This is a genomic window from Cryocola sp. 340MFSha3.1, assembly GCF_000383315.1.
Lineage (GTDB): Bacteria > Actinomycetota > Actinomycetes > Actinomycetales > Microbacteriaceae > Leifsonia.
The window spans coordinates 1,031,908-1,057,838 of record NZ_KB911087.1 but is presented as its reverse complement, the minus strand read 5'-3'; the positions used below and the strand labels follow the sequence as shown (position 1 = coordinate 1,057,838).

General features: G+C 69.5%; 24 protein-coding genes. 14 read left to right on the top strand and 10 right to left on the bottom strand.

Annotation, left to right across the window (positions count from 1 at the left end; all coding sequences use genetic code 11):
• Positions 1 to 29: 29 nt before the first annotated feature.
• Entirely contained in the window at positions 30 to 278 is a 249-nt protein-coding gene (locus tag H284_RS0105115) for a WhiB family transcriptional regulator (protein WP_018190103.1), read from the bottom strand.
• 225 nt (positions 279 to 503) lie between these two features.
• On the opposite strand from H284_RS0105115, the gene H284_RS0105110 reads away from it, so the two are divergent.
• The 7 genes from H284_RS0105110 (at position 504) to H284_RS0105080 (ending at position 6,783) form a co-directional block, all read left to right on the top strand.
• Positions 504 to 944: a hypothetical protein gene (locus tag H284_RS0105110; protein WP_020075384.1), complete on the top strand. Its 441-nt coding sequence runs from the start codon at positions 504 to 506 to the stop codon at positions 942 to 944.
• Between the two features lie 35 nt (positions 945 to 979).
• The gene (locus H284_RS0105105; RefSeq protein WP_020075383.1) at positions 980 to 1,735 is read left to right on the top strand and encodes a DUF1684 domain-containing protein; all 756 of its coding nucleotides are present in this window, start codon (positions 980 to 982) and stop codon (positions 1,733 to 1,735) included.
• Between the two features lie 58 nt (positions 1,736 to 1,793).
• Complete coding sequence (locus H284_RS0105100; protein WP_231371073.1) at positions 1,794 to 3,290, top strand: ABC transporter substrate-binding protein; 1,497 nt, start codon at positions 1,794 to 1,796, stop codon at positions 3,288 to 3,290.
• 85 nt (positions 3,291 to 3,375) lie between these two features.
• Positions 3,376 to 4,338: an ABC transporter permease gene (locus H284_RS0105095; RefSeq protein ID WP_020075381.1), complete on the top strand. Its 963-nt coding sequence runs from the start codon at positions 3,376 to 3,378 to the stop codon at positions 4,336 to 4,338.
• Positions 4,335 to 5,210 carry an ABC transporter permease gene (locus tag H284_RS0105090; RefSeq protein WP_018190108.1) on the top strand — a complete coding sequence of 292 codons (876 nt, stop codon included), beginning with the start codon at positions 4,335 to 4,337 and terminating at the stop codon, positions 5,208 to 5,210. Before H284_RS0105095 ends, H284_RS0105090 begins: the two co-directional genes overlap by 4 nt.
• Entirely contained in the window at positions 5,207 to 6,022 is an 816-nt protein-coding gene (locus H284_RS0105085) for an ATP-binding cassette domain-containing protein (protein WP_020075380.1), read from the top strand. The genes H284_RS0105090 and H284_RS0105085 overlap by 4 nt, the downstream gene beginning before the upstream one ends.
• Positions 6,019 to 6,783 (top strand): ABC transporter ATP-binding protein, encoded by a 765-nt coding sequence (locus H284_RS0105080; protein WP_020075379.1) that lies wholly within the window; start codon positions 6,019 to 6,021, stop codon positions 6,781 to 6,783. The genes H284_RS0105085 and H284_RS0105080 overlap by 4 nt, the downstream gene beginning before the upstream one ends.
• On the opposite strand, the gene bcp is transcribed toward H284_RS0105080, so the two are convergent.
• From bcp to H284_RS0105055, 5 genes are read right to left on the bottom strand one after another with little or no spacing between them, the layout of a single operon-like run.
• Positions 6,780 to 7,256 carry a thioredoxin-dependent thiol peroxidase gene (gene bcp, locus H284_RS0105075; RefSeq protein ID WP_020075378.1) on the bottom strand — a complete coding sequence of 159 codons (477 nt, stop codon included), beginning with the start codon at positions 7,254 to 7,256 and terminating at the stop codon, positions 6,780 to 6,782. The two genes, H284_RS0105080 and bcp, sit on opposite strands and share 4 nt — an antisense overlap.
• A gap of 4 nt (positions 7,257 to 7,260) precedes the next feature.
• Positions 7,261 to 8,772, bottom strand: a complete 1,512-nt coding sequence (locus tag H284_RS0105070) for a DUF2142 domain-containing protein (RefSeq protein ID WP_020075377.1) — start codon at positions 8,770 to 8,772, stop codon at positions 7,261 to 7,263.
• Positions 8,769 to 9,812, bottom strand: coding sequence for a Gfo/Idh/MocA family protein (locus H284_RS19925; protein WP_020075376.1), 1,044 nt, complete (start codon positions 9,810 to 9,812; stop codon positions 8,769 to 8,771). Before H284_RS19925 ends, H284_RS0105070 begins: the two co-directional genes overlap by 4 nt.
• Positions 9,812 to 10,906: a DegT/DnrJ/EryC1/StrS family aminotransferase gene (locus tag H284_RS0105060; RefSeq protein WP_020075375.1), complete on the bottom strand. Its 1,095-nt coding sequence runs from the start codon at positions 10,904 to 10,906 to the stop codon at positions 9,812 to 9,814. Before H284_RS0105060 ends, H284_RS19925 begins: the two co-directional genes overlap by 1 nt.
• Positions 10,903 to 11,457: an acyltransferase gene (locus H284_RS0105055; protein ID WP_020075374.1), complete on the bottom strand. Its 555-nt coding sequence runs from the start codon at positions 11,455 to 11,457 to the stop codon at positions 10,903 to 10,905. The genes H284_RS0105060 and H284_RS0105055 overlap by 4 nt, the downstream gene beginning before the upstream one ends.
• A gap of 300 nt (positions 11,458 to 11,757) precedes the next feature.
• On the opposite strand from H284_RS0105055, the gene H284_RS0105050 reads away from it, so the two are divergent.
• The 3 genes from H284_RS0105050 to H284_RS0105040 are packed head-to-tail and all read left to right on the top strand — an operon-like array spanning position 11,758 to position 15,183.
• Complete coding sequence (locus H284_RS0105050; protein WP_020075373.1) at positions 11,758 to 12,825, top strand: UDP-N-acetylglucosamine 2-epimerase; 1,068 nt, start codon at positions 11,758 to 11,760, stop codon at positions 12,823 to 12,825.
• The gene (locus tag H284_RS0105045; RefSeq protein WP_231371071.1) at positions 12,815 to 14,125 is read left to right on the top strand and encodes an MATE family efflux transporter; all 1,311 of its coding nucleotides are present in this window, start codon (positions 12,815 to 12,817) and stop codon (positions 14,123 to 14,125) included. The genes H284_RS0105050 and H284_RS0105045 overlap by 11 nt, the downstream gene beginning before the upstream one ends.
• On the top strand, positions 14,122 to 15,183 hold the full coding sequence (locus H284_RS0105040) for a glycosyltransferase family 2 protein (protein ID WP_020075371.1): 1,062 nt from the start codon (positions 14,122 to 14,124) through the stop codon (positions 15,181 to 15,183). Before H284_RS0105045 ends, H284_RS0105040 begins: the two co-directional genes overlap by 4 nt.
• 9 nt (positions 15,184 to 15,192) lie before the next feature.
• Here the strand turns inward: H284_RS0105040 and rsgA are convergent, their stop codons facing one another.
• A complete protein-coding gene (gene rsgA, locus H284_RS0105035; RefSeq protein ID WP_020075370.1) occupies positions 15,193 to 16,254 on the bottom strand; it encodes a ribosome small subunit-dependent GTPase A in 1,062 nt (353 codons plus the stop codon).
• Positions 16,251 to 17,618 carry a 3-phosphoshikimate 1-carboxyvinyltransferase gene (gene aroA, locus H284_RS0105030; RefSeq protein WP_020075369.1) on the bottom strand — a complete coding sequence of 456 codons (1,368 nt, stop codon included), beginning with the start codon at positions 17,616 to 17,618 and terminating at the stop codon, positions 16,251 to 16,253. Before aroA ends, rsgA begins: the two co-directional genes overlap by 4 nt.
• 154 nt (positions 17,619 to 17,772) lie before the next feature.
• Here aroA and H284_RS0105025 point away from each other — a divergent pair, with 154 nt between their 5' ends.
• Positions 17,773 to 18,384 (top strand): sigma-70 family RNA polymerase sigma factor, encoded by a 612-nt coding sequence (locus H284_RS0105025; RefSeq protein ID WP_172823274.1) that lies wholly within the window; start codon positions 17,773 to 17,775, stop codon positions 18,382 to 18,384.
• Complete coding sequence (locus H284_RS0105020) at positions 18,381 to 18,626, top strand: zf-HC2 domain-containing protein (protein ID WP_018190122.1); 246 nt, start codon at positions 18,381 to 18,383, stop codon at positions 18,624 to 18,626. The genes H284_RS0105025 and H284_RS0105020 overlap by 4 nt, the downstream gene beginning before the upstream one ends.
• A 25-nt stretch (positions 18,627 to 18,651) precedes the next feature.
• On the opposite strand, the gene H284_RS0105015 is transcribed toward H284_RS0105020, so the two are convergent.
• Complete coding sequence (locus tag H284_RS0105015) at positions 18,652 to 19,434, bottom strand: VOC family protein (protein WP_020075368.1); 783 nt, start codon at positions 19,432 to 19,434, stop codon at positions 18,652 to 18,654.
• 86 nt (positions 19,435 to 19,520) lie between these two features.
• On the opposite strand from H284_RS0105015, the gene H284_RS0105010 reads away from it, so the two are divergent.
• Positions 19,521 to 20,426 (top strand): formylglycine-generating enzyme family protein, encoded by a 906-nt coding sequence (locus H284_RS0105010; RefSeq protein WP_020075367.1) that lies wholly within the window; start codon positions 19,521 to 19,523, stop codon positions 20,424 to 20,426.
• A gap of 73 nt (positions 20,427 to 20,499) precedes the next feature.
• Here the strand turns inward: H284_RS0105010 and H284_RS0105005 are convergent, their stop codons facing one another.
• A complete protein-coding gene (locus H284_RS0105005; protein ID WP_029042823.1) occupies positions 20,500 to 24,372 on the bottom strand; it encodes a multifunctional oxoglutarate decarboxylase/oxoglutarate dehydrogenase thiamine pyrophosphate-binding subunit/dihydrolipoyllysine-residue succinyltransferase subunit in 3,873 nt (1,290 codons plus the stop codon).
• A 136-nt stretch (positions 24,373 to 24,508) separates the two neighbouring features.
• Here H284_RS0105005 and guaB1 point away from each other — a divergent pair.
• Positions 24,509 to 25,931 (top strand): GMP reductase (gene guaB1 / locus H284_RS19920; RefSeq protein WP_020075365.1); only part of this gene is annotated, 1,423 nt, incomplete at its 3' end.

The window sequence follows — 25,931 nt, the reverse complement described above, 5'->3', positions numbered from 1 at the left end:
GCGCCGACCAGTGAGAAGCGGGTGGAGCGTCAGGACGCGCGGCGTGCGCGCGCAGCGCGGCGCTTGAGGGCGCGGCGCTCGTCCTCGGAGAGCCCGCCCCAGACACCCGAGTCCTGACCGGTCTCGAGGGCGTACTGAAGGCAGATCTCGGTCACGGTGCAGCGTGCGCAGACCGCCTTGGCCTTGTCGATCTGGTCGACCGCAGGGCCGGTGTTGCCAACCGGGAAGAAAAGCTCGGGGTCCGCGGTGAGGCAGGCGGCTTTGTCGCGCCAATCCATGAAGATGTGCTCCTTGTTTACTGGGGTTCCTGACCCGAGAGGGCCATAGAATGCAGATAAGCAGTCGGGTTGCAGGGTGCTTAGATCCGTGGGGAATCAGACCTGCCCACGACCCTGTGAGCGTTAACTCGACCGTTGAATATGCTCCCATAGCGGTTATTGCGAATCAATAGTTTTGTATGGGATAACGCTGAGAACACGAGCCGGAAACGTCAGGATGCTATAGTGCCCGACCCCCAGAACGCCCCGGAGGCGGCCACGGAGCGCCGCCCGTCGCGTCCACCCCTCCTCACGGTGCTCACCGTCATCCTCGCCCTGGAGACGGTCCTCGTGGTCGGTGTCGCCTGCTGGCTGGTGTACGAGCTGCTCACGCAGAAGCCGGAGTCGTACCCGTCCGCGGTCGCGATCGTGGTCCTCGTCCTGCTCGCGGCGGCCTGGCTGATCGCGACGCTCGTGGGCATCCTGCGGCTGCGGAGCTGGGCACGCGCGTCGGCGCTGACCATCCAGATCCTCCAGCTCGCCGTCGCCATCGGATGCTTCCAGGGGTTCTATGCGCGGCCGGACGTCGGCTGGGCGCTCCTGGTGCCGGCGGTCGTCGCGGGCGTCCTCGCCGTCTCCCCGGCGGTGGTCCGGGCCACGTCCCGCAACATGGAGCAACACGAATAGCGTCCACCGGGAACAAGGCGGAGACTCGGATGGTTATGTCCGGCATCGTGACTGATATCTCCACACAGACCTCCGCTTCCTCCGCGACCATCGAGCGCGCCCGCGCAGGCTGGGACGCCTGGCGTGCGAACCGCCTGAGCAGCGTGACGGCGCCCACCGGCAACCTCGCTCTGATCGAGACGCGGTGGCTGCAGGAGGGCGACACCACGACTCCGGAGGAGGCCCTGGCCGGCCATCCGGCGACGGTCACCGCGACAGAGCTCACGCGCCGCAGCCTGGAGACCGGAGAGGTCGAGCGCGGCATCCGGCTCTGGGATGCGGCATCCCCAGCCATCCAAGACTTCGAGACCATCGAGGTCTTCCCCTTCGACCCCAGCTGGGTCATCGAGGCGACGTTCACGCCCGTCAGCGACGACCGCACCATTCCGTTCGAGCACATCCGTGACAACGGGCTGACACGGGAGCTGGTGGTGCCCGGCGACATCACGTTCGAACGGGACGGCATCGCGTACACGTTGAGCGCCTTCGACGACGACGGGACGCTGCTCCTGGTGTTCGGCGACCCGACCAACGGCGCCGAGGGGGAGGACGGGACCTACGCGTCCGGCCGCTTCCTCTTCGTCGAGCACGTCGACGACCACGTCGTCCTCGACTTCAACCGCGCCTTCGTCCCGCCGTGCGGGTTCTCGGACCAGTACAACTGTCCGCTGCCGCCGCACAACAACCGCTTCCCCGTCGCGGTCACCGCGGGGGAGAAGCGCGTGACCTTCCGCGGCGGCGCACAGCACTGAGCGGGCCGAGCGCCCGAAGCACCGAAGCATCCACCCCCCACAGCACTGGAGAACTACCGTGAGAAAGACCCCCTTGTTCGCTGCGCTCGCGATCGGCCTGGCGTCGGCCCTGACGCTCGCGGGCTGCGCGGGCGGCTCGTCGTCCGCCGGCGGTGACGGCGCGACCATCGCGATCGGCTCGCTCTATGAGCCGGTCAACCTCGACAACACCGCCGGAGGCGGCCAGGGCGTCACCGAGGCGCTCAACGGCAACGTCTACGAGGGGCTGTTCAAGCTCACCGACGAGGGCAAGGTGGAGCCGCTGCTCGCGACGAAGTACACCACGAGCGCCGACGGCCTCACGTACACGTTCACCCTGCGCGACGGGGTGAAGTTCCACTCCGGCAAGCCGCTCACCAGCGCCGACGTGAAGCGCAGCATCGAGCGCGTCACGTCCGACGACTCGCAGTCGGCGCGCAAGTCGCAGCTCGAGGTCATCAAGAGCATCGACACCCCGGACGACAAGACGGTGACCATCACCCTGTCCTCGCGGTCCATCTCGCTGCCGTACAACCTCAGCTACGTGTGGATCTACGGCCCGGGTACGTCGAACTACAAGACCGCGGAGGACGGCACCGGCCCGTACACGCTGGGCACCTGGAAGCGCGGCAGCTCGCTCAGCCTCGAGCGCTGGAGCGGCTACTGGGGCGACAAGGCGAAGAACAAGGAGGTGGAGTTCGACTACTTCACCGACGCCTCGGCCCTCTCGAACGCGCTCCAGACCAAGCAGGTCGACATCGTGACGAGCATCCAGAGCCCCGACGCCCTCAGCACATTCAAGGGAAACAAGGACTACACGATCTCCGACGGCAAGTCGACGACCAAGGAGCTCCTGGCGTTCAACGACAGGGTGGCCCCCTTCAACAACGTCGAGGTCCGGAAGGCGGTCTACTCGGCGATCGACACCAAGAAGCTGCTCAACTCGATCTGGGGCGATTACGGAACGCTGATCGGCTCGATCGTGCCGCCGAGCGACCCCTGGTACGAGGACCTCACGAAGGTCAACCCGTACGACGTGAACCTCGCTAAGAAGGAGCTGGCCGAGGCCGGTCTCGCGAACGGGTTCACCTTCACGCTCGACACGCCCACGTACGACCCGCACCCCGCGGTCGCCGAGTTCCTGAAGAGCGAGCTGGCGAAGGTCGGCATCACTGTGAACATCAACTCCATCTCGGCGGACGAGTGGTACACGAAGGTGTTCAAGAACCACGACTTCACCGCGACGCTGCAGGAGCACGTCAACGACCGCGATGTGGTCTGGTACGGAAACCCGGACTTCTACTGGGGCTACGACAACCCGCAGGTGACCGCATGGGTGAACGAGGCCGAGCAGGCGAGCACGACGGCAGATCAGACCGCCAAGCTGAAGCTGGTCAACGAGCAGATCGCGAAGGATGCGGCCAGCGCCTGGCTGTACCTGTACCCGCAGATCGTCGTCGCCGACAGCGACGTGAGCGGCTACCCGGTCAACGGACTGAACTCGCAGTTCTTCGCGTACGACATCGTCAAGAAGTAGGCGGTTCTCCACAAGGACCGCTCTTCCACAACCCCGATGCTCGGGGAGCCGACCGGCTCCCCGAGCATCTACGCTGAAAACCACCATGGCTCTCTACCTCCTGCGTCGCACCGCGTTCCTCGTGGTGTCACTGCTGCTGGCCATGGTCGTGCTGTTCTTCCTGCTCCGTGTGCTGCCGGGCGACCCGTCGAACGCGCTGCTCTCCGTCGGAGCGACGAAGGAGCAGATCGCGGCGGCGCAGCACCAGGTGGGCAGCGATCAGCCGCTGCTGCAGCAGTTCTTCTCGTGGTTCGGCAGCCTGGTGTCGCTCGATCTCGGCGAGTCGTTCATCAGCTCGCTGCCGGTCGGCCCCGAGATCGCCGCGCGGCTGTCCGTGACCATCCCGCTGACGCTCCTCTCGTTCGTCCTGGCGCTCGTGCTCGCGCTGCCGATCGGCTTCGTCGCGGCGTGGAAGGCCGACCGCTGGTACGGCATCCTGCTGTCCGCGTTCTCGCAGCTGGGCATCGCCGTGCCCGTGTTCTGGGTGGGCATCCTGCTGGTCGATGTCTTCGCGATCACCCTCGGGTGGTTCCCGTCCGGCGGATTCCCGCGTGACGACTGGTCCGATCCGGCCGAGGCCCTGACCTCGCTCGCCCTGCCGGTCGTGACGATCGCGATCGTGATGAGCGCATCCATCTCCCGTTACGTCCGAAGCGCGACGCTGGATGTGATCGGCAGCGACTATCTGCGCAACGCCCGCGCACTGGGGTCGGGTTTCGCGGGAGCGATGTGGCGCCACGGTCTGCGCAATGGCGCTGTGCCGGTGATCTCCGTGCTGGGGATCGAGCTCGCCACGACGTTTCTCGGAGCGGTCGTCGTCGAAAGCGTCTTCACCCTGCCCGGGCTCGGCAGCATGCTGCTGAAGGCCATCGAGCAGCACGACTACCCGAACATCCAGGGCATCCTGTTCGTCTCGACGCTGCTCGTGCTGATCGTCGGCTTCCTCGCCGACATCGCACAGCGGCTCGTCGACCCGCGCCTCCGTCGCAGCATCTCGGGGAACACATGAGCGCGATCGTCGAGCAGGCGGCCGAGGCGGCCGCACCGGAAGCGCGGGGGCGGCGCCGCGCCCGCCGTTCGCTGACGCTCGGCATCGGGCTCGTCCTGGTCGGCCTGGTGGTGATCGTCGCCGTCGTGTCGTTCTTCTGGCTGCCGTACGCGCAGTCCGACACCTCCGGCACGCGGCTCGAGCAGCCGAGCGCGGCGCACTGGCTGGGAACGGACCGGTTCGGGCGCGACCTGGTGACCCAGCTGATGATCGGGGCGCGCATCGCCTTGGCCGTCGGCCTCGGTTCCGTCGCGATCGGTGCGGTGGTGGGCGGAACCCTCGGCCTGCTGGCCGCCTTCGCCACCAAATGGCTGGACGACACGCTGTCGGCCGTGCTCGACATCCTGATCGCGTTCCCCACATTGCTCCTGGCGATGCTGATCGTGGCCGCCCAGGGGGCGTCGCTCGGCACGGCCATCGTCGCGATCGGGCTCGCCATGTCGGCGGTCGTCGCCCGGCTGACGCGTGTACTCGCCAAGCGGGTGCTGTCGCAGCAGTACGTCACGGCCGCGCGCACCTCCGGCACCTCGTGGCCGGGGATCATCGCACGGCACATCCTGCCGAACATCTGGCCGACGCTCAGCGTGAACCTCGCGCTGCAGTTCGGAGTGGCCGTGCTCGCCGAGGCGAGCCTCTCGTACCTGGGGCTCGGGGCGCCGCCTCCCAACGCCTCCTGGGGGCGTCTGCTGCAGGAGGCTCAGGGGACGGTGTCCACGGCTCCTGCCGGTGCGATCGCCCCTGGCGTTGCCCTGGTCGTGCTCGTGATCGGCGTCAACCTGGTGGCCGACGGTCTTCGGGATGTGGCCGACCCGACCCGCAGGAGGTCGCGATGACCACCCACAACAGTGCGGCGCGCGGCCTCCTCGAGGTCGACGGCCTGAACATCGCGACACGGGACGGCGACGTGCTCGTACGCGACGTGTCGTTCCGTCTCGACGCGGGGGAGCGGCTCAGCCTGATCGGCGAGTCCGGCTCGGGCAAGTCGCTGACATCGTTCGCCCTCACCGGTCTACTGCCCGAAGGACTGCACGCGACCGGCAGCGTCCTGCTCGACGGCGTGCCGGTCATCGGCGCGCGGGAGCGCGAGCTCGTCGCGCTGCGCGGCCGGGTGGCGTCGACCGTCTTCCAGGAGCCGATGACCGCCCTCGACCCGCTCATGCGTCTCGGGCGCCAGGTGGCCGAGCCGCTCCGCCGGCACCTCGGGCTGCGCGGCGATGCCCTGCGTCAGGCGGTGCATGACGCGCTCGCCGAAGTGGGCCTCCCCGAACCGGAGCGCATCGCGCACGCCTACTCCTGGGAGATCTCCGGGGGGCAGCGGCAGCGCGTCGCGATCGCCGCGGCCCTCGCCTGCCGCCCGCAGCTGCTGATCGCCGACGAGCCGACGACAGCGCTCGACGTGACCGTCCAGGCCGACGTGCTGGCGCTGCTCGAACGCTTGGTTGCAGAACGCGGGATGGCGCTCCTGTTCGTCAGCCACGACCTCGCCGTCGTTTCCCGTATGGCGCAGCGGGCGCTCGTGCTGCGTCAGGGTCGCGTCGTCGAGGAGGGTGCGATCGACGGCCTGCTGTCCGACCCGCGCGACCCGTACACCGCCGAACTCGTGCGCAGCGCCCGAGAGCTCGATTCCGCTCTGGAGCTGCCATGACGCCCATCCTCGAACTGCGTGACGCGGGCTTCCGGTACCGCCGGGCTGCGAACCCGGCGCTGGACGACGTCTCCTTCACCGTGGAGCCGGGACGGAGCCTCGGCCTGGTCGGAGAGTCCGGGGCGGGCAAGACGACGGCTCTCTCGCTCCTCCTGGGGCTCACGACGCCCACCAGCGGCAGCGTGCTCTTCGACGGCCGACCGCTGAACCCTCGCGATCGCACCCAGGTGCGCGACTTCCGCCGGAGCGTACAACCGGTCTTCCAGGACCCGTACTCCTCCCTCGACCCGCGGCAGAGCGTCGGCCGGATCGTCGGCGAACCCCTCGCCTCCCTCGGACTCGCGGGCGGCGAGCAGGCGCGGGAACGTGTCGCGCAGGCGCTTCACTCCGTCGCCCTTCCTGCCGACGCGGCGCGTCGCTACCCGCACGAATTCTCCGGCGGCCAGCGGCAGCGCATCGCCATCGCCCGGGCGATCGTGTCACGGCCGCGCGTGCTGCTGGCCGACGAGCCCGTGAGCGCGCTGGATGTGACGACGCGCATCCAGATCATCGACCTGCTCGGCGAACTGGCGGCGAACGAGGGGATGACCGTCGTCATGGTCTCGCACGATCTCAGCGTCGTCGCAGCCCTCTGTGCTCAGACCGTCGTGCTGCGCGGCGGGCGCGTCGTCGAGCAGGGCGCCACGAGCGAGGTGCTCAGGACGCCGCGCGACGACTACACCCGCCGCCTGCTGGCGTCGGTGCCCCGCTTGCCGGCTTAGGCGTCGATCCCCAGCTTCTTGCGCAGCGAGGCGACGTGTCCCGTCGCCTTGACGTTGTAGAGCGGCAGGCGGAGCGTGCCGTCCGGGTCGACGACGAACGTCGACCGGATGACACCCTCGACGGTCTTGCCGTAGAGCTTCTTCTCGCCGTAGGCGCCGTACGTGCGGTGCACGGCCAGGTCTTCGTCGGACAGCAGCGGGAAGTTGAGGCCCTCCTGCTCCTGGAACTCCTTATTTCTCGCCGGCACATCCTTCGAGATGCCGATCACCTGGTATCCGGCCGACTTGAGCGAGTTCAGGTTGTCGCGGAAGTCGCAGGCCTCCGTCGTGCACCCCGGGGTCATCGCCGCGGGATAGAAGTACACGATCACGTTCTCGCCGGCGAAGTCGGAGAGCGAGACGGTGGTGCCGTCCTGGTCGGTGAGTGTGAAGGCGGGCGCCGGAGCGCCGGCCTCGAGTCGAGCGTCAGTCATGGGTCTATTCTCCTGCCACGGTGGTCTCGAGCGCGCGGTACCGGAAGCCGCGCAGCGCGTTGCGGCGCGCGGTCGAGAGCCCGAGCACCACGGCCGCCGCGACCGCGACGGCGAAGGCGAAGGCTCCCAGCACCCACCACTGCATCGGGTGCAGCGGGATGTCCCACCACCAGGCCACGTTGGTGTTCAGGTTCAGCGTCTTGACGTCCGTCCCGGTCGTGTAGCGGTGGATGTTGACGTAGAGCGCGATCGTGAAGCCCGCGATCAGTAGGCCTCCGATGACGACGAGCTGAGTGCGGCCGAGACCGAGGTCGAACCGATTGAGTCCGTACAGGCAGAGGCCCACGAGCAGAATGAGCAGTGGGTAGAGGTAGCGAGGCTGCACGCCGGTCCCGACCCAGATCTGGTCGTGCATCAGGATGTAGATCGGCACGAACACCAGGGCGAATGCCGCGATCCCCACTGCCCAGAGCTTCCGGCGGGTCATCCGCCCGATGCCCCAGAAGATGAGACCGCAGACCACCAGCGAAATCGTGCCCCAGACGGTCACCGGCATGAAGGTGTCCAGCCACCCCAGCGGCGCGTAGCCGAACGCGCCCACATAGAACCAGGGGAGGTCGAGCAGGTCCTTCCACAGCAGCCAGACGAAGTCGTAGGGGGAGAGCGCGGTCGTGGCCCGCGTGACGATCCCGCCCTGCGAAGCGCCGAAGTACAGCAGCACGCTGACGAGGGAGAGGGCGGCCGGCAGGATCGTGCGCAGCCAGAACGCCCGGGTGCGTTCCGCCTTCAGGATGACGACCAGGATCATCGCCAGGACACCGTAGGTGGCAGCATCCGCCCGGGCGCCTGCGCCCATCAGCACGCTGACCGTGGCGAGCACCCCCAGTCCGATCCGTCTGCCGAGCCCCCTCACCTCGAAGTAGCCCAGGAGGGCGAGCCAGAGCGTCGTCGCCGATGTGATCGCCCATCCACTGGGGTTCGTGCTGGCGATGAGGAAGAACCCCAGAGGGATCAGCGTGGCAAGAGCGGACCACACGAGGAGGCCGCGCCGCCGTGCCGGGAGCAGGAGAAAAAGCGCGGTGAGCATCGCGACGTACAGGAACGCATTGAAGATGCGGATCGTCAGGACGGCCGTGGCCTCATGCGTCGAGGCGAAGACGCTCATGACGGCGTAGTAGATCGGCGGGTAGCCGTGATCGTTGAAGTTGCCGCGGTCGGTGGTGACCAGCTCATCGGACTTCGCCACGGGGCAGTCGCCCGGGATCTCGGAGTGATGCGCGTAGCAGAGCGACGCCAGGACGGTCCCGCGCGGAACCGAGCGCTCGTTCGCTTCCGCTCCCGGCTCGCAGAGGCCCGGGCGGTCGCCCTGGGCGCACCAGATGCTCGCCAGATGGTAGTCGTCGTCGGGTGCTGCACCGACGGGCGAAGCGAATGCCCAGCTGACGAGGCTCATCAGAAGCGCGACGGGGATGAGCGCTGCGACGACGATCCGCCACGGCCTCCACGCCGGCCTCATCGTGTCGTGCCGTTCCCGGCGAGGCGGCCGGCGAGAGCGCTGGGCAGAGTCTCCGGGTCGATCTCCACCTCCCGCTGCTCGTCGGCGGACCGCATCACGGCCTCGGCTACCGCGAGCGTGGTGAGACCCTCGTCCATCGTCACGATGCCGGGTCGGCCGTGGAGGATGGCATCGCGGAAGGCTTCGTGCTCGATGCGCAGCGGCTCGCGCTTCTTCAGCGCGAACCGGATGACGGATCCCTCGGCGACCCCACGGAAATTAGAGACGGCGTCCCATTCGGTCGCGTCGGTGCCGTTCTCGTAGTAGGTCAGATCGCCGCTGAGCGTGTCGGCGACGAACGCGCCGCGCTCGCCGGTGACGACCGTGATGCGCTCCTTCATCGGCGACAGCCAGTTCACCAGGTGGTTGGTGATGATCCCGTCGTCGAGGCGGCCGTTGAAGGCGACCATGTCCTCGTGCGGTCGGCCGCTCCGGCGGGAGGTGTTGGCGTGCACGGCCCGGAAGGGACTCTGCGCCAGCCAGGAGGTGAGGTCGATGTCGTGCGTCGCGAGGTCTTTGATGACGCCGACGTCGGCGATGCGGATCGGGAACGGTCCCTGTCGGCGCGTGGCGATCTGGTACACCGAGCCCAGCTCGCCGGCCTCGACGCGGCTCCGCAGGTTCTGCAGGGCCGGGTTGAACCGCTCGATGTGTCCGACCGCTCCGACGAGACCGTTCCGGCGGAAGGCGTCGGCCATCCGGCGCGCTTCATCCAGATCGGCGGCGATCGGCTTCTCGACGAGGGCGTGGACGCCGGCATCGGCGAGCTCGAGTGCCGTCGACTCGTGCAACGTCGTGGGCACGGCGACGACGGCGGCGTCGACGCCCGCCTCGATGAGCTCGCCGACGGAACGGTAGACCGGGGCGTCGATGGAGGCGGCGCGCTCGGGGGCGGTCTCCACCACGCCCGCGAGCTCGACGCCGTCCAGCTCGCGGACCACGCGCGCGTGGTGCGATCCCATCACCCCGAGGCCGACGACGCCGACCCGCAGCGCGGCCATCAGCTTCCCGCCTTCGCGAGCGTGTTCACAGCGGACACGATGCGGTCGACGTCACGCTCGCTGAGCGAGGGATGCACCGGGAGCGAGAGCGCCTCGCGAGCGGCCCGTTCGGTCTCCGGCAGGTCGAGCTCCAGCCCGAAGACCGGGAGCCGGTGCACAGGAGTGGGGTAGTAGACGCCGGTGCCGATCCCGTGCTCCTCGCGGAGCGCGCGAGCGAACCCGTCGCGGTCCTCTGCGACGCGGATCGTGTACTGGTGGTAGACGTGCTCTGCACCATCGGCGACCGGGGGTGTGACCACGCCCGTCAGCTCGGCGTCGAAGCGGGCAGCGTTCCTGCGCCGCTGCTCCGTCCAGCCGGCCAGCTTCCGGAGCTGGGCACGGCCGATCGCGGCGTGCAGGTCGGTCATGCGGGCGTTGAACCCGGCGATCTCGTTCTCGTACGGCCGGGCCATGCCCTGGTTGCGGAGCAGGCGGACGCGCTCGTCGGTGGCGGCGGAGGCGGAGACGACCATCCCGCCCTCGCCCGACGTCATGTTCTTGGTCGGGTAGAGGCTGAACATCGCCCAGTCGCCGAAGGTCCCGACCTGTCGCCCGTCGATGGTCGCGGCGTGGGCCTGCGCGGCATCCTCGAACAGGGCCAGCGAGTGCTCGGCTGCGAGGGCGGACAGGCGGCCCATGTCCGCAGGGTGGCCGTAAAGGTGCACGGGCATGATCGCCGCGGTGTTCGGACCGATCGCTCGAGCCACGGAATCGGGGTCGAGGTTGAACGAGTTCGGCTCGATGTCCGCGAACACAGGAACGGCGCCCGCCAGCACGACGGCGTTGGCAGTCGCGGCGAAGGTGAAGGAGGGGACGATGACCTCGTCGCCCGGGCCGATGCCCGCGGCGAGCAGGCCGAGGTGGAGACCGGACGTGCCGGAGTTCACCGCCGCCGTGGGGCGGCCCGCTACCAGAGCGTCGGAGAACTCGCGCTCGAAGGCGGCGACCTCGGGGCCCTGCGCCAGCATCCCGCTCTGCAGCACGGCGTCGACCGCCGCGCGCTCCTCGTCGCCGATGAGCGGCCGGGCGGCCGGGATGAACTCCAGATCGGTCACGCGACCACCTCCAGCTTCTCGTCGTTCTCGCGGTAGCGTTCGCCGGTCGTCGGGCAGACCCATCCATCGGCGTCCTGGACCAGCGGGATGCCCGCGCGGCCCACCCAGCCGATCCTCCGTGCGGGGACGCCGGCGACCAGGGCGAAGTCTGGCACATCCCGCGTCACGACCGCCCCAGCGGCCACGGTCGCCCAGGAGCCGATCACCACGGGCGCGATGCAGACAGCGCGGGCGCCGATGGATGCTCCGGAGCGCACCACGACGCCGACCGGCTCCCAGTCGGCGGCCGACTTGAGCGTGCCGTCCGGGTTCACGGCGCGCGGGAACGTGTCGTTGGTCAGGACCACGGCCGGCCCGATGAAGACGCCGTCCTCGAGCACGGCCGGCTCGTAGACGAGCGCCTGGTTCTGGATCTTGCAGTTGCTGCCGATGCTCACGCCGGAACCGATGTACGCCCCTCGCCCGACGATGCAGTCCTCGCCGATCGTGGCGTTCTCTCGCACCTGTGCGAGGTCCCAGATCTTCGTTCCGTCACCGACCGCGGCGGACACGGCGACATCGGCATTCTCGGCAACAAACAACGAGTTTCTTCCTCCCCTGCGCCCGGGCTCCCTGGGGGAGTCTTCCGTCTCGGCGCGCGTCGTCCGGCCACGTCGGGCAGACCAAATAGAATGTATCATCGAGTGGCTTCCGGTTCGGCTGGAGGCTCGGGCTCTCCACAGCATCTGCGCGGTCGGACGGACGCAGGCGGATGGTGTGGGATCACCCAGGTGTCACAGCGCCGATCCCAACGGTGGAGCGGTCAGCTCGCGACATGAAGCTCTCCGACCCAGAAGGCGCAACACTCGACCATGATCGTGTTCATCTACGGAACGACGGCGGAGGCCATCAAACTGGCCCCGGTCATCCGCCGGCTCCGTGAGCGAGGTGTTGCGACCCAGCAGTGGGTGACGATGCAGCACACAGAGGCTCTGATGACCGCAATGGAGCAGCTGGGACTCGGTACTCCCGATCAGGTCATCGCCCACGGTGCCGCAGGCAAGCCGCTCCGGGGCACCGGCGACGTCGTCCGCTGGGGCATGACGGTGCTCGGCTGGCTGCGGAAGAACCGCAAGCGGGTCGCGGCATCGCTGCCGAAGAACACGGTCATCGTCGTGCACGGCGACACCATGACGAGCGTCGTCGGCGCCTGGATCGCCAAGCGCATGGGCTTCGGTTGCGCCCACATCGAGGCGGGTCTCCGCAGCGGCAACTGGCGGCACCCCTTCCCGGAGGAGCTGGACCGGCGCATCGTCGGGACCATGGCGACGGTGCACTACACGCCGTCGATCGAGGCGACCGAGAACCTGAAGAAGCGTTCGAACGTCGTGTACACGCACGGCAACACGGCCCTCGACGCTGTGCTCGACCACGGGATGCGCGCTGCCGGCACGGACGCGCCGTACGGCGTCGTGCTGCTGCACCGGTTCGAGTTCATCTCCAACAGCCAGCTCGTCGACGACACCCTCGAGGTGCTCGCGACCAGCGAGGTCCCGTTGCGGCTCATCGTCGACGCCTACAACAGGGAAACGCTGGAGAAGCTGCTCGCCAATCAGGGCGGCGACCGTATCACCGTCCTCCCGAAGCTGCGGCACGACGAGTTCGTCGCCCTGCTGGAGAACGCCGCGTTCGTGGTCACGGACTCCGGCGGAATCCAGGCCGAGTCGGCGCTGCTCGGCGTCCCGACGCTCATCCACCGCAAGACGACGGAGCAGGGTGAAGGCATCGGCCGCAACATCGTGCTGTCCGAATGGGACCTCGGCCGGCTGCGTTCGTTCCTGAGAGATTACGAATCTCTCCGGCACGAGCCCGACCGCCCGGAGCGGTCGCCGTCGGACATCATCGTCAACGACCTGATCAGCCGAGGGTATGCCGACTAGCGCGGGCGGCGAGCAGGCGCAGCGTCGAGCGCCGGGGATGATCAGCCGTCACGGTCGCGCGCTCGCCGAGATCGCCGGCGTCAGCATCGTGGGGATCGTGGCGACGACCGCGTTCCAGCTCATCACGATCCGTGGTCTCGGGCCCGCTTCGTACAGCCTCCTCGCTGCGGCCCTGGCACTCATCAACGTTGCGGCGATCGGCAGCTCGGCGCTCCGCAACTCCGTCGCGGTCACGACGGCCGAGGCGCTGCACGCGCCGCGCAGCATCCCCGGCGATCGCGTCCGCCGGGTGGACGGAGCCCTGGTCGAGGCGCTCGTGCTCGGAGGGATCGGCACGCTCGGAGTCTTCGCCCTGTCGTCGACCCTCGCTGCTCCCGGCGCCACCGGTGTCCTGACCGTCGTCCTCACGGCCGCGGCGATGATCCCGAACTTCCTGTTCGCGCTCGCTCAGGGGCGCTTGCAGGGGGCAGGCGACTCCCGCTCCGTGGTCTGGTGGTCGACGGGTGCCCAGGTCGCGCAGGCGGTGCTCGCCCTGATCGCCATGCTCGCCCACGCGGGCTCCGCGGCCATTCTGGCCATCCTCGTCCTGACCGCCCTCACCGGCGCGATCGGCGCAGGTGCCGTGGCGCGTCGCCGGTCCCTGGCGGTCGGCCGGTCGCCGTTCACGATGCAGAGCACCGTCGTGCTGCTGCTCACCGTCGGGTTCGCGTGGCTCACGAACGCCGACGTTGTGCTGGTCCGTGCCGGAACGCCGGAGGAGCTGGCCGGAGCGTATGCTGCGGCCGCCGTGCTGGTGAAGACGACCCTCATCATCCCGGCGACGTTCTCGCTCTATCTGCTGCCGCGGTTCGTCCGCTCCAAGGGCAATGCCGCACTGACGAACCTCGGTGTGACCGTGATCCTCGGAGTGACGCTGCTGACCGAGGTGGCGATGTTCCTCCTGGTCGTGCTGTTCGGGCCGTGGATCGTCGGCCTGCTGTTCGGCTCGCACTACGCCGCGACGGCGCAGATCGTGGTCGGCTTCTCCCTCGCCTGGATCCCGTGGGCGCTGGCCCAGGGTGTGCTCGTGCGCATCACGGCCGCGGCGTCGAAGGCGGCGCTCGCCGTCTTCCTGCTCGCCGCCGTCGCGCAGTGGCTCGTCGCCTCCGCGACCCTGCCCGACGTGGATGCCTGGCTGGTCGGCAACGGCCTCATCGGGCTGGTGACCTTCCTGGCGCTGTACGGCATCCACTGGGCGCTCCTGCTCCGCAGCAGGCGCACCGGCCGGGAGGCCGTCGTCGAGGAGCAGCCCGCGCCATGACCTCGCCTGCCCTCAGCATCGTCATCGCGTCGTACAACTCGGCGCCCTGGCTCCCCACCACGATCGGATCGCTGACAACCGCCCTCGGCAACAGCTCGGTGGAGGCGGAGATCGTGGTCGTCGATGACGGCTCCACCGACGACACCGCCGCCGTGCTCGCGGGCATCGCGGCGTCGTCCCCTGTTCCGCTCCGCGTGATCTCCCAGCCCAACAAAGGGCGGTTCCTCGCGCGCTGGGAGGGCGTCCAGGCTGCGCGGGCCGACCGCATCCTGCTGTTCGACTCGCGACTCCTGATGGCTCCGGACGCATTCGCCTACCTTGAGAGCGTGGACGCGCTCCGCCCGGACGCCCGCGCGTGGGTCGGGCACGTGCCGACGGACCCTGCGGCACCGCTCGTCGGACGTTTCTGGGAGGTGCCCACCCACGTCTTCTGGGGCGGATACCTGGCGCATCCCGCGCCGACCGACATCACTCCGGAGAATTTCGACCGCATGCCGAAGGGCACCGGGTGCCTGGTGATCGACCGTGCCGCCTTCGCCGACGCCTGCCGTGCGGCCTGGCCCGAGGAGAACGCCGATCTCGTATCGGACGACACGCGGCTGCTGCGGTACGTCGCCGACCACGGCGCCCTCCGCATCGACCCGGGCTTCCGTGCGCTCTACCGTCCGCGCATCACGGTGGGCGGCTTCCTCCGTCACGGTTTCGTGCGGGGCACGCTGTTCGTCGACAGCTACGCAGGCACCAGCCTCCTCCGCAACCTGGTCCTCGTCGCTCTGGTCGTCGCACCGGTCGTCGCGCTCATCCTGCTCGTGCTCGCGATCGCGTTCGGCCTCTGGTGGCTGGTGATCGTCGTGCTGGCCCTGGCCGTCTCCGGCATCCTCGCCCTGGTGCTCGTCTCGGCGGCGCGAGCGGCCGCGGGGCGCGCCGTGCTGTCGTTCCTGCTCTACGTCATCCCCTTCGGTGCGGTCTTCTGGGCCGGACTCGCGCGCGGCGTCTGGGTGCACCGAGCAGCGTTCCGCGGGTCGCGGAGGCAGGCTCAGTCCAGTTCGACGCCCTGAGTCGGCGGTTCAGCGCGCGAAGGTCTCCAGCAGGCGCTGCAGCGAGTCGAGGCGCGCGCGCCCGGCCTCGCCGAGCTTCCCGGCCTCGACGGCCTCGATGATCGCGCAGTCCGGCGCATCGGGAAGGTGTGTGCACCCGCGCGGGCAGTCCTCGGCGAGCTCCGCGAGATCGGTGAAGGCCTTCAGGATGCTGTCGGCGTTCACATGCCCGAGCCCGAACGAGCGGACGCCCGGGGTGTCGATGACCCAGCCGTGGCGTCCCTCGTCGTCTTCGACGCGGAGGGACACGGTCGATGAGGACGTGTGCCGTCCGCGACCGGTGACCACGTTGACGTGACCGGTGGCGCGGTGCGCGCTCGGGACGATCGCGTTGACCAGGGTCGACTTGCCCACCCCGGAGTGCCCGACAACGACCGTGTCGTGCCCGATCAGCGCCGCCGTGATGTCGTGCAGCGGGATGTCGTCCTGGCGGCTGGTGAAGACGGGCAGGTCGAGGCCGGCGAAGTTCGACAGGAACGGCTCGGGGTCGGCCAGGTCGGTCTTCGTCACGCACACCATCGGGTCGATGCCGGCGTCGTAGGCGGCGACCAGGTAGCGATCGACGAGGCGTGTGCGCGGCTCCGGGTTGGCTGCTGCCACGACGATGAGCATCTGGTCGGCGTTGGCGACGACGATGCGCTCCACCTCGTCCGTGTCGTCGGCGCTCCGCCGGAGCAGGGTCGTGCGCGGCTCCACCCGCACGATGCGGGCGAGGGTGCCCTCCTCTCCGGTGGTGTCTCCGACGACGGCCACGCGGTCGCCGGTGACGATCGGGTTCCGCCGCAGCTCGCTGGCGCGGGCAGCGGTGACCTGCCGCTCCTCAGGGGTGTCCTCGTCGAGCAGCACCGTGTACCGGCCGCGGTCGACGCCCAGCACGCGAGCGATCTGGGCGTCGGCGTGCTCTGGCCGGGTCTTCGTCCGCGGGCGGTTGCCCTTCGGGTTCGGGCGACTGCGGATGCTGGACTCGTCGTAGAGGTCGAGCTCGTCGTCGTCCTCGTCGTTCGCCCACCAGGAGCCGCTGTTGTCCGTCACGCGACGTCGGCGCCCTTCTGCAGTATCCGGACCCACAGCTGGGTGAACTGCGGGAGCGTCTTGGCCGTCGTGGCCACGTTCTCGATCTCGACGCCGGGGACGACGAGCCCGACGATCGCGCCGGCCGTCGCCATGCGGTGATCCTCGTAGCTGCGCCAGACGCCGCCGTGGAGCGGGCGCGGGTCGATGCGCAGGCCGTCCTCCAGCTCCGTGACGGCGCCGCCGAGGCCGTTGATCTCGGCGGCGAGGGCAGCGAGGCGGTCCGTCTCGTGATGGCGGATGTGGCCGATGCCGGTGATCTCACTCGGGCCGTCGGCGAGGGCGGCGATCGCCACGAGGGCGGGCGCGAGCTCGCCGCCCGTCGTGAGGTCGAGCGTGATGCCCGTCGGGCGGTCGGGCCCGGTGACGGTGAGGCGGTCGCCCTCGCGCGTGACCGTCGCGCCGAAGAGCGGCAGCAGGTCGGCGAGATCCGCACCGACCTGCGTGGTGGACGCGGGCCACCCGGTGATGGTCACCGTCCCACCCGTCACGACGGCCGCGGCGAGGAAGGGGGCGGCGTTGGAGAGATCCGGCTCGATGTTGACGTCGCGGGCGGCGATCGTGCCAGGCGAGACGATCCAGCGGCCGACCTCCGGCGACTCGACGGTCACACCGCGGGCGGCGAGGGCCGCGATCGTCATCTCGATGTGGGGGAGGCTGGGGAGCCGCTCGCCGGCGTGTGTCAGATCGAGACCGTCGTCGAAGCGACTGGCCGACAGCAGGAGCGCGCTGACGAACTGGCTGGAGCTGGACGCATCCACCTCGACCGCGCCGCCCGCGACCCGGCCGGTGCCGTGAACGGTGAACGGGAGGGAGCCGCGGCCGTCGTCGTTCACGTCGACGCCGAGCGCGCGCAGGGCGGCGATGATCGCGCCCATCGGACGGCCACGGGCCGAGTCGTCGGCGTCGAACATGGTCGGACCGAGCGCCAGCCCCGCGATCGGCGGGACGAACCGCATCACGGTGCCGGCCTGACCGCATTCGATCGTCGTGCTGCCGAGCAGCTCCTCCGCGGGCGTGACCAGCAGGTCAGCGCCGAACTCGCCGTCGCCCGGCTTCTCCTCCACCGTCACGCCCAGGGCGCGGAGGGCCTCCACCATGTTCGCGCTGTCGCGCGAGTGCAGAGGCGCCCGCAGCAGCGACGGTCCGTCGGCGAGGGCGGCCAGCACCAGCTCCCGCGCGGTCAGCGACTTCGAGCCGGGCAGGGACACGGTCGCGGCGACCGGACCGCCGGCCACCGGGGCGGCCCAGAGCGTGTTCGGCTCCTCGACGCGGTTGTCGCCATACGGGTCGAAGTCGGGGGCGGAATATTTCGAGATCAGCATTGTTGTCCAGATTATCCGTGTTCCCGGTATCAGGAAGGATCCGCCCGTGGCCGCCACCGCCGTGCTCGACGCCCCCAGCGTCGCATCGCACGACCTCGTCGACCCCGAAGGCCTTCTCAGCGCGTCGCTGGCGTCGCAACTAGACTGGCCGGTGATGAGCACCGAGACCGAGGATCTGGGCCACCTCTTCGAGGATCAGGCCCTGCCCTTCATGGACCAGCTGTACGCGGCTGCCCTGCGCATGACACGCAACCCGTCGGACGCGCAGGACCTCGTGCAGGAGACGTTCGTGAAGGCCTATGCGGCGTTCGGCCAGTTCCAGCAGGGCACGAACCTGAAGGCGTGGCTGTACCGCATCCTCACCAACACGTTCATCAACACGTACCGCAAGAAGCAGCGTGAGCCCTACCAGGGGACGATCGACGAGCTCGAGGACTGGCAGCTCGGCGGCGCGGAGTCCATGTCCTCGTCGTCCAGCCGCTCGGCTGAGGCCGAGGCGATCGACCATCTGCCGGACAGCGCCGTCAAGGACGCGCTGCAGGCCATCCCGGAGGACTTCCGGCTGGCCGTGTACCTCGCCGATGTCGAGGGATTCTCCTACCAGGAGATCGCCGACATCATGAAGACCCCGATCGGCACCGTGATGAGCCGCCTCCACCGCGGCCGCCGGATGCTCCGGGAGCTTCTGACCGACTACGCGCACGAGCGCGGTCTCTCCGCCGTCCAGGGGGACCGGGCCGTGCAGACCCCCAGGAGCAAGAGATGACCGACTGCGGTTGTGAGAAGGCCAAGGCCGAACTCGAAGAGTACCTGCGCAACGAACTGTGCAGCGAGGATGCTGCCGACGTGCGCGAGCACCTGGCGAACTGCACCGGGTGCTCCGACGAGGCGCACCTGAACGTGGTGCTCACCGAGGTGGTGCAGCGGGCGTGCAAGGAGACGGCGCCCGAGACGCTGCGCACCGAGGTGCTGCTGCGCATCCGCTCCTTCCAGGCGAGCGTGCACTGAGCCCTGGGGGTGTTGCTGCGATCGCCTAAGCGGAGCCGCCCGTCCCGACCTCGTGGAGGAAGAACAGACCGCCCAGCGGGTCGGTGACCTGCGCGAAGCGGCCGAACTCGCTGTCCCACGGATCGCGGATGACGGTCCCGCCCAGCTCGATCACGCGCTGTGAGGCGGCCGCCGCGTCCGCGACCCCGAAGTAGACGACCCAGTGCGACGGGACGCCCGGCGGGAGCATCCCGTCCGCGTCGTAGACGCCGCCGGCGGGCGAGTCCGGGTCGCCGAAGGTGACGTACCGGAAGTCGGCGGTGTCGCCGAGCACCTGCGTCCTCCAGCCGAAGACCCGGGTGTAGAAATCGACCTGCGCGGCGTAGTTGCGCGCGTACAGCTCGTGCCAGGCGATGCCCCCGACCTCGGCGACCAGCTCGAAGCCGCGGTGCTGCTCGGGATCCCACAGTCCGACGACCGCTCCGCCCGGGTCGGCGATGACCGCGAGCCGGCCCTGGTCGCCGACCGTCATGGTCGGAGCGATCACCTGTGCGCCGGCCTGGAGCGCCGCCTTCTCGGCCGTGTCCGCATCCTCGACGAGGAGGTAGGTGAGCCACGTGTTCGCCTGGGCGTCGCCCATCGTCGGACCGAGGCCCGCGACCGTACGTCCGTCTCGCCGGAACGTCACGTAGCCGCCGTACTCCGCGCCGGCGGTCTCGGCCGTCCAGCCGAACAGGCTCGTGTAGAACTCGGTCGCGCGCGGCACGTCGGAGCTGGTGTAGTCGACCCAGCAGGGCTCGCCGAGGCGGTGGGTGGTGACGACGGTCATGCGCTCACCATACGCCGCAGGCCGCCGGACCGGCCAGCGGTGACGGCGGTCTGTCCGCGAGCCTCCGGGGTCGATAGCGTGAGGCCATGGACGACATGGTTCCCCTGCCGGGCGGACGGTTCCGGATGGGCTCCGCCGAGTTCTACCCGGACGAACAGCCCGTCCACGAGCGCTCTGTCGCCGCGTTCCGCATCGACCGGTTCGAGGTGACGAACGCCGACTTCGCCGCGTTCGTCGCCGACACCGGGTACGTCACCGTCGCCGAACGTCCCCTCGACGCGGCGGAGTTCCCCGAGCTGCCCGACGACGACCTCCTCCCGGGTGCTCTGGTGTTCACGGCGACGGACAGGCCGGTCGACCTCTCCGACTGGCGGCAGTGGTGGCGATGGGAGCCGGGGGCGGATTGGCGGCATCCCGAGGGGCCGACGTCCGGCATCGACGAGCGGATGGACCGGCCGGTCGTGCAGGTCGCCTATGAGGATGCGGTCCGCTACGCCGCCTGGGCCGGGAAGCGCCTCCCGACCGAAGTGGAGTACGAGTACGCGGCCCGAGGCGGCGTGGACGGCGCCCGCTTCGCGTGGGGCGACGAGGCCTACCCGGGCGGGGAGGCGCAGGCGAACTCGTGGATCGGGCACTTCCCCTACGACAACCAGGGACGCTTCGGGGCGACCCCGGCGCCCGTCGGGTCGTACCCGGCGAACGGCTATGGGCTGCACGACCTGATCGGCAATGTGTGGGAGTGGACGAGCGACTACTACGCGCCGCGGCATGTCGTCCCCGCCCAGAGCGCACCGGACGCCGGCGGACGGCTGAACCTGCTCGGGGCGAGCAGTGCGGAGCCCGGGTCGGACATCCCTCGTCGGGTGCTGAAGGGCGGCTCGTACCTGTGCAGCCCCGAGTACTGCCTCCGCTTCCGGCCGGCGGCACGGTCGCCGCAGGCGGAGGACACGGCGACCACCCATATCGGGTTCCGCTGCGCGGCCGACGTCTGAGTCGCCGGCACGCGGCGCAACGGCGGGAGCCCCGGTCCTGATCGGACCGGGGCTCCCGTGACGCGCGTGCGGACTACAGCGTGAGCGCCCGCTGGATCAGCACCTGCTGCTCCTGAGCGTGACGCTTCGCCGACCCGGCGGCGGGCGACGCCGACGGCGGACGCGACACCACACCGAGCGGGCGCGGGCCGAGCTTCGACGTCTCGAGGATCATGAACGGCCAGGCGCCCTGGTTCTCCGGCTCGTCCTGCACCCAGACCAGTTCGGCGTTCGGGTACGAGTCGACGACCGCCTTCAGCTCGGCGGCGGGCAGCGGGTAGTACTGCTCCACCCGCACCAGTGCGATCTCCGGGTTGGGATTCTTCTCGAGCTCGTTGAGGAGGTCGTAGTAGAGCTTCCCGGCCATCAGCAGCACCCGCTTCACCGAGCCCTTGTCGCTGATGCGCGCATCGTCGATCACCGGCTCGAAGCGGCCATTGGTGAAGTCCTCCACGTTGCTCGCCGCGCCGCGCAGTCGCAGCATCGCCTTCGGGGTGAAGACGACGAGCGGCCGGCGCGGACGGGCGTACGCCTGGCGGCGCAGCAGGTGGAAGTACGACGCGGGCGTCGACGGACGCGCCACGGTCATGTTGTTCTCGGCGCACATCTGCAGGTAGCGCTCGATGCGGGCGCTGGAGTGGTCCGGTCCCTGTCCCTCGTAGCCGTGGGGGAGGAGCAGCACCAGCGACGAGCGCTGGCCCCACTTCTGCTCGGCGGAGGAGATGAACTCGTCGATGATCGTCTGGGCGCCGTTGGCGAAGTCGCCGAACTGCGCCTCCCACAGCACGAGGGCGTCCGCGCGCTCGACCGAGTAGCCGTACTCGAAGCCCATCGCCGCGTACTCGCTGAGGAGCGAGTCGTAGATCCAGAACTTCGCCTGGTTGTCGCTGAGGTTCGCGAGCGGCAGCCACTCCTGGCCGTTGACCCGGTCGTGCAGCACCGCGTGGCGCTGGACGAAGGTGCCGCGGCGCGCATCCTGTCCGGCGAGGCGCACCGGGGTGCCCTCCACCAGCAGCGAGCCCAGGGCCAGCAACTCGCCGAAGCCCCAGTCGATGCCGCCGTTGCGGCTCATCTCGCTGCGCTTGTTGAGCAGCTGCTGCAGCTTCGGGTGGACGGTGAAGCCGGCAGGCGGGTTGTTGAACGCGTCGCCGATCATGCCGATGACCTGCTCGCTGACCGCCGTCGTCTCCGGCTCGCCGACGTTGTCGTTGGCGTCCGACTGCGCCGGCTTCTCCAGGTCCGCGGACTCGTCGGAGTCGAGCACCGGCGTGGAGTTCGTCTGAGCCGCGTGCGTCTCCATGAACGCGCGCTCGAGGCGGTCCTGGAAGTCGCGGTGCGCCTGCTCGTACTCCTCCTCGGTGATGTCGCCGCGGCCGACGAGCGCCTCGGTGTAGAGGCGGCGGACGGACCGCTTCGCCTCGATGAGGCTGTACATCAGCGGCTGGGTCATCGAGGGGTCGTCGCCCTCGTTGTGTCCGCGGCGGCGGTAGCAGACGAGGTCGATGACGACATCGCGCTTGAACTCCTGGCGATAGGCGAACGCGAGTTCCGCGACTCGGACGACGGCCTCGGGGTCGTCGCCGTTCACGTGGAAGATCGGCGCCTGGATGGTCTTGGCCACGTCGGTCGAGTACACCGAGCTGCGGGCCTCGCCGGGAGGGGTGGTGAAGCCGACCTGGTTGTTGATGTTGACGTGGATGGTGCCGCCGGTGCGGTACGCCCGCAGCTGCGACATCTGCATGGTCTCGACCACGACGCCCTGACCTGCCATCGCCGCGTCACCGTGGATGAGGATCGGCAGGGTGAGGAACGTGCCCGCCGGGCGGCGGTCCTGCTTGGCGCGGACGATGCCCTCCAGGACGCCGTCCACAGCCTCCAGGTGCGAGGGGTTCGCGGCCAGGTAGACCGGGATCTCCTCGCCGCCGGCACCCTTGAAGGTGCCCTCGGTGCCCAGGTGGTACTTGACGTCGCCGGAGCCCTGGACGGTCCGCGGGTCCTGCGTCCCCTCGAACTCGCGGAAGATCTGACCGTAGGTCTTGCCCGCGATGTTGGTGAGGACGTTGAGGCGGCCGCGGTGCGCCATCCCGATGGCGACCTCGTCCATCCCGGCCTCTGCAGCGCCCTGCAGGATGGAGTCGAGCAGCGCGATCGTGGACTCGCCGCCCTCCAGGCTGAAGCGCTTCTGGCCGACGTACTTGGTCTGCAGGAAGGTCTCGAACGCCTCGGCCTCGTTGAGCTTGCCGAGGATGCGCAGCTGCTCGTCGTGGGTCGGCTTCTCGTACGGCCGCTCCAGCTTGTCCTGGAACCACTTGCGCTGAGCCGGGTCCTGGATGTGCATGTACTCGATGCCGACGGTGCGGCAGTAGGAGTCGCGCAGCACGCCGAGGATGTCGCGCAGCTTCATCTTGCGCTTGTCGCCGCCGAACTGGCCGGTGACGAACTCACGGTCGAGGTCCCAGAAGGTGAGGCCGTGGCTCTCGATCTCGAGGTCGGGGTGCGACCGCTGCTTGTACTCGAGCGGGTCGATGTCGGCCATCAGGTGGCCGCGCACGCGGAACGAGTTGATCAGCTCCTGGACACGGGCCGTCTTGTCGACGGCGCTGGCCAGGTCGACGCTGATGTCCGGGTTCCAGTGGATCGGCATGTAGGGGATGCGCAGCTCGGCGAAGATGTCCTCGTAGAAGTTGCGCTTCCCGATCAGCATCTCGTGCACGATCTTGAGGAACTCGCCCGAGCCGGCGCCCTGGATGACGCGGTGGTCGTAGGTGCTGGTCAGCGTGATCGTCTTGCCGATCGCGAGGCCGGCGAGCGTCTTCTCGCTGGAGCCCTGGAACTCGGCCGGGTACTCGAGGGCGCCGGCGCCGATGATGCAGCCCTGCCCCTTCATGAGACGCGGGACCGAGTGGACGGTGCCGATGCCGCCCGGGTTCGTGAGCGAGAGCGTGGTGCCCGCGAAGTCGCCGGCGGCGAGCTTGTTGTTCCGGGCCTTGCTGACGAGCTCCTCGTACGCGGCGAGGTACTCGCCGAAACGCATGGTGTCGGCCCGCTTGATGCTCGGGACGAGCAGCGCACGCGTGCCGTCGGGCTTCGGGATGTCGATCGCGATGCCGAGGTTGATGTGCGCCGGGGCCACCACGGAGGGCTTCCCGTCGACCTCGTCGTAGTAGACGTTCTGGCTCGGGAACTCCTTGAGCGCCTGGATGAGCGCCCAGCCGATGAGGTGGGTGAAGGAGACCTTGCCGCCGCGGGCGCGCTTCAGGTGGTTGTTGATGACGATGCGGTTGTCGATCATCAGCTTCGCCGGGATGGTGCGGACGCTGGTCGCGGTCGGCACCGTGAGCGACGCATCCATGTTGGTGGCGAGCGTCTTGGACATGCCGCGCAGCGGGGTGACCTTGTCCTCTTCGGCGGCCTCGACGGTGGCGTTCGGGGCGGTCACCGGGGCGTCGGCGGGAACCGGCTGCGGCTTGGGCGCGACCGAGGTCGTGCGGGCGACGGGCTGCTGACCGATCACCGGGATGGGCGTGGTGACGGGCTTCGGCTCGTTCGGGTGCGGGGCAGGGGCACCGCCCGCCGGGGGAGCCGGTGTCGACGGCTCGGACGGGCCGGGCGCCGTCGGCTCCGACGGGGTCGGGACCGTCGGCTCGGCCGGGCTCGGGGCCGTCGGCTCCGACGGGGTCGGGATGGTGGGCTCCGACGGCGTCTCCGTGGGGGTCTCACCGGGCGACGGGATCGATTCGTCCTTCACCGCCGGGTGGTAGTTCTCGAGGATGGGCCACCACGACCTGTCGACCGAGTTCTTGTCGTGCACGAACTGCTCGTACAGCTCGTCCACCAGCCATTCGTTGGCTCCGAATTCGCCCGCGGCGCCGTCTTCGGTCCCTACTCCGGTCAATTGGCTCGACACAGCCGATCGCCCACTCTCTCCATCGATTTCGTCGTGACCGGGCGGCCTGTCACCGCCCGCTTCCATCCGATCCTCAAGCCTAATCCCATCGGTACTCGCGTGCGGGCGCTCAGCCGAGCGGGATAGCGTTATTCCCATGCAGTTCTATGGAACATCGCCGCGCCACGATCTCACCTACTCGGATGTCTTCCTCGTGCCGTCGCGGTCGAACGTCACGAGCCGTCTCGACGTGTCCCTCGCCCCCAACGACGGCACCGGCGCGACCATCCCGATCGTGTCCGCGAACATGAACTCGGTCACCGGGAAGCGGCTCGCCGCCACCCTCGCCCGTCGCGGCGGTCTCGGCGTCCTCCCGCAGGACATGCACCTGCAGGACCTCGACGAGGCGATCCGCTGGGTGAAGGCGCAGCCGGTGATGTTCGACACCCCGTACGAGGCCCACCCGGATGAGAGCGTCGCCGACGTGCTCCGCCGCATCCCGGCCGTCGAAGGGCACGGCATCGTCGTCACCGGCGACGACGGCGCGTACCTCGGCTGCCTTGCGGCCGTCCAGCTCGGGTCGGCGCTCGCCGACGCGCGGGTCGGCGACCTGCTGCACGGCGCCCTGACCTCGCTCGATGCGGAGGACCTCTCCGATGGGCGCGCGGCGTTCCAGGTGATGGATGCGGCCGGCATCGACTTCGCGCCGGTCCTCGACCACGGCCGTGTCGTCGGAACGCTGTCGAAGCGCAGCGCCCTCCGCTCCACCATCTACACGCCGGCGCTGGATGCGCACGGCCGGCTCCGCGTCGCCGCGGCGGTCGGCATCAACGGCGACGTGGCCGGCAAGGCGAAGGCGCTCGCCGCAGCGGGCGTCGACGTGCTCGTCATCGACACGGCGCACGGTGACCAGGACGGCATGATCCGCGCGATCCGCACCGTCAAGGAGCTGGGTCTCGGCCTGCCGATCGTCGCGGGGAACGTCGTCACCGAGCAGGCCGTCCGCGACCTCGTCGCGGCGGGCGCGGACATCCTGAAGGTCGGCGTCGGCCCCGGCGCGATGTGCACGACGCGCATGATGACCGCCGTCGGCCGCCCGCAGTTCTCCGCGGTGCTCGAGACCAGCGCCGCCGCGCGCGAGCTCGGGGCGCACGTCTGGGCGGACGGCGGTGTGCGCTACCCCCGCGACGTCGCGCTGGCGCTCGCCGCCGGTGGCGCATCCGTCATGATCGGCTCCTGGTTCGCCGGGACGATCGAGGCGCCCGGCATGCTCGACCGCGACGCGAACGGCGGCCTCTACAAGGAGAGCTGGGGCATGGCGTCCACGAAGGCGGTGAAGGGCCGGTTCGAGCGGCTCGACGCGTACGAGCTCGCCCGCAAGGAGCTCTTCGCCGAGGGCATCTCGAGCTCGCGCATCTACCTGGACCCGCTGCGGCCGTCCGTCGAGGACCTGCTGGACATGATCACGACCGGTGTGCGCAGCTCGTTCACGTACGCCGGGGCGCGCACCCTCGCGCAGTTCCACGAGCGCGCACTGGTCGGCATCCAGTCCGCCGCCGGCTACGAGGAGGGCAAGGCGC

Bases quoted from the DNA above. Each gene is read 5' to 3' on its own strand.
- H284_RS0105115 (WP_018190103.1), bottom strand. From the start codon at position 278: ATGGATTGGCGCGACAAAGCCGCCTGCCTCACCGCGGACCCCGAGCTT.
- H284_RS0105105 (WP_020075383.1), top strand. From the start codon at position 980: ATGTCCGGCATCGTGACTGATATCTCCACACAGACCTCCGCTTCCTCC.
- H284_RS0105095 (WP_020075381.1), top strand. From the start codon at position 3,376: ATGGCTCTCTACCTCCTGCGTCGCACCGCGTTCCTCGTGGTGTCACTG.
- H284_RS0105090 (WP_018190108.1), top strand. From the start codon at position 4,335: ATGAGCGCGATCGTCGAGCAGGCGGCCGAGGCGGCCGCACCGGAAGCG.
- H284_RS0105085 (WP_020075380.1), top strand. From the start codon at position 5,207: ATGACCACCCACAACAGTGCGGCGCGCGGCCTCCTCGAGGTCGACGGC.
- H284_RS0105080 (WP_020075379.1), top strand. From the start codon at position 6,019: ATGACGCCCATCCTCGAACTGCGTGACGCGGGCTTCCGGTACCGCCGG.
- bcp (WP_020075378.1), bottom strand. From the start codon at position 7,256: ATGACTGACGCTCGACTCGAGGCCGGCGCTCCGGCGCCCGCCTTCACA.
- H284_RS0105070 (WP_020075377.1), bottom strand. From the start codon at position 8,772: ATGAGGCCGGCGTGGAGGCCGTGGCGGATCGTCGTCGCAGCGCTCATC.
- H284_RS19925 (WP_020075376.1), bottom strand. From the start codon at position 9,812: ATGGCCGCGCTGCGGGTCGGCGTCGTCGGCCTCGGGGTGATGGGATCG.
- H284_RS0105050 (WP_020075373.1), top strand. From the start codon at position 11,758: ATGATCGTGTTCATCTACGGAACGACGGCGGAGGCCATCAAACTGGCC.
- H284_RS0105045 (WP_231371071.1), top strand. From the start codon at position 12,815: ATGCCGACTAGCGCGGGCGGCGAGCAGGCGCAGCGTCGAGCGCCGGGG.
- H284_RS0105040 (WP_020075371.1), top strand. From the start codon at position 14,122: ATGACCTCGCCTGCCCTCAGCATCGTCATCGCGTCGTACAACTCGGCG.
- aroA (WP_020075369.1), bottom strand. From the start codon at position 17,618: ATGCTGATCTCGAAATATTCCGCCCCCGACTTCGACCCGTATGGCGAC.
- H284_RS0105025 (WP_172823274.1), top strand. From the start codon at position 17,773: ATGAGCACCGAGACCGAGGATCTGGGCCACCTCTTCGAGGATCAGGCC.
- H284_RS0105020 (WP_018190122.1), top strand. From the start codon at position 18,381: ATGACCGACTGCGGTTGTGAGAAGGCCAAGGCCGAACTCGAAGAGTAC.
- H284_RS0105015 (WP_020075368.1), bottom strand. From the start codon at position 19,434: ATGACCGTCGTCACCACCCACCGCCTCGGCGAGCCCTGCTGGGTCGAC.
- H284_RS0105010 (WP_020075367.1), top strand. From the start codon at position 19,521: ATGGACGACATGGTTCCCCTGCCGGGCGGACGGTTCCGGATGGGCTCC.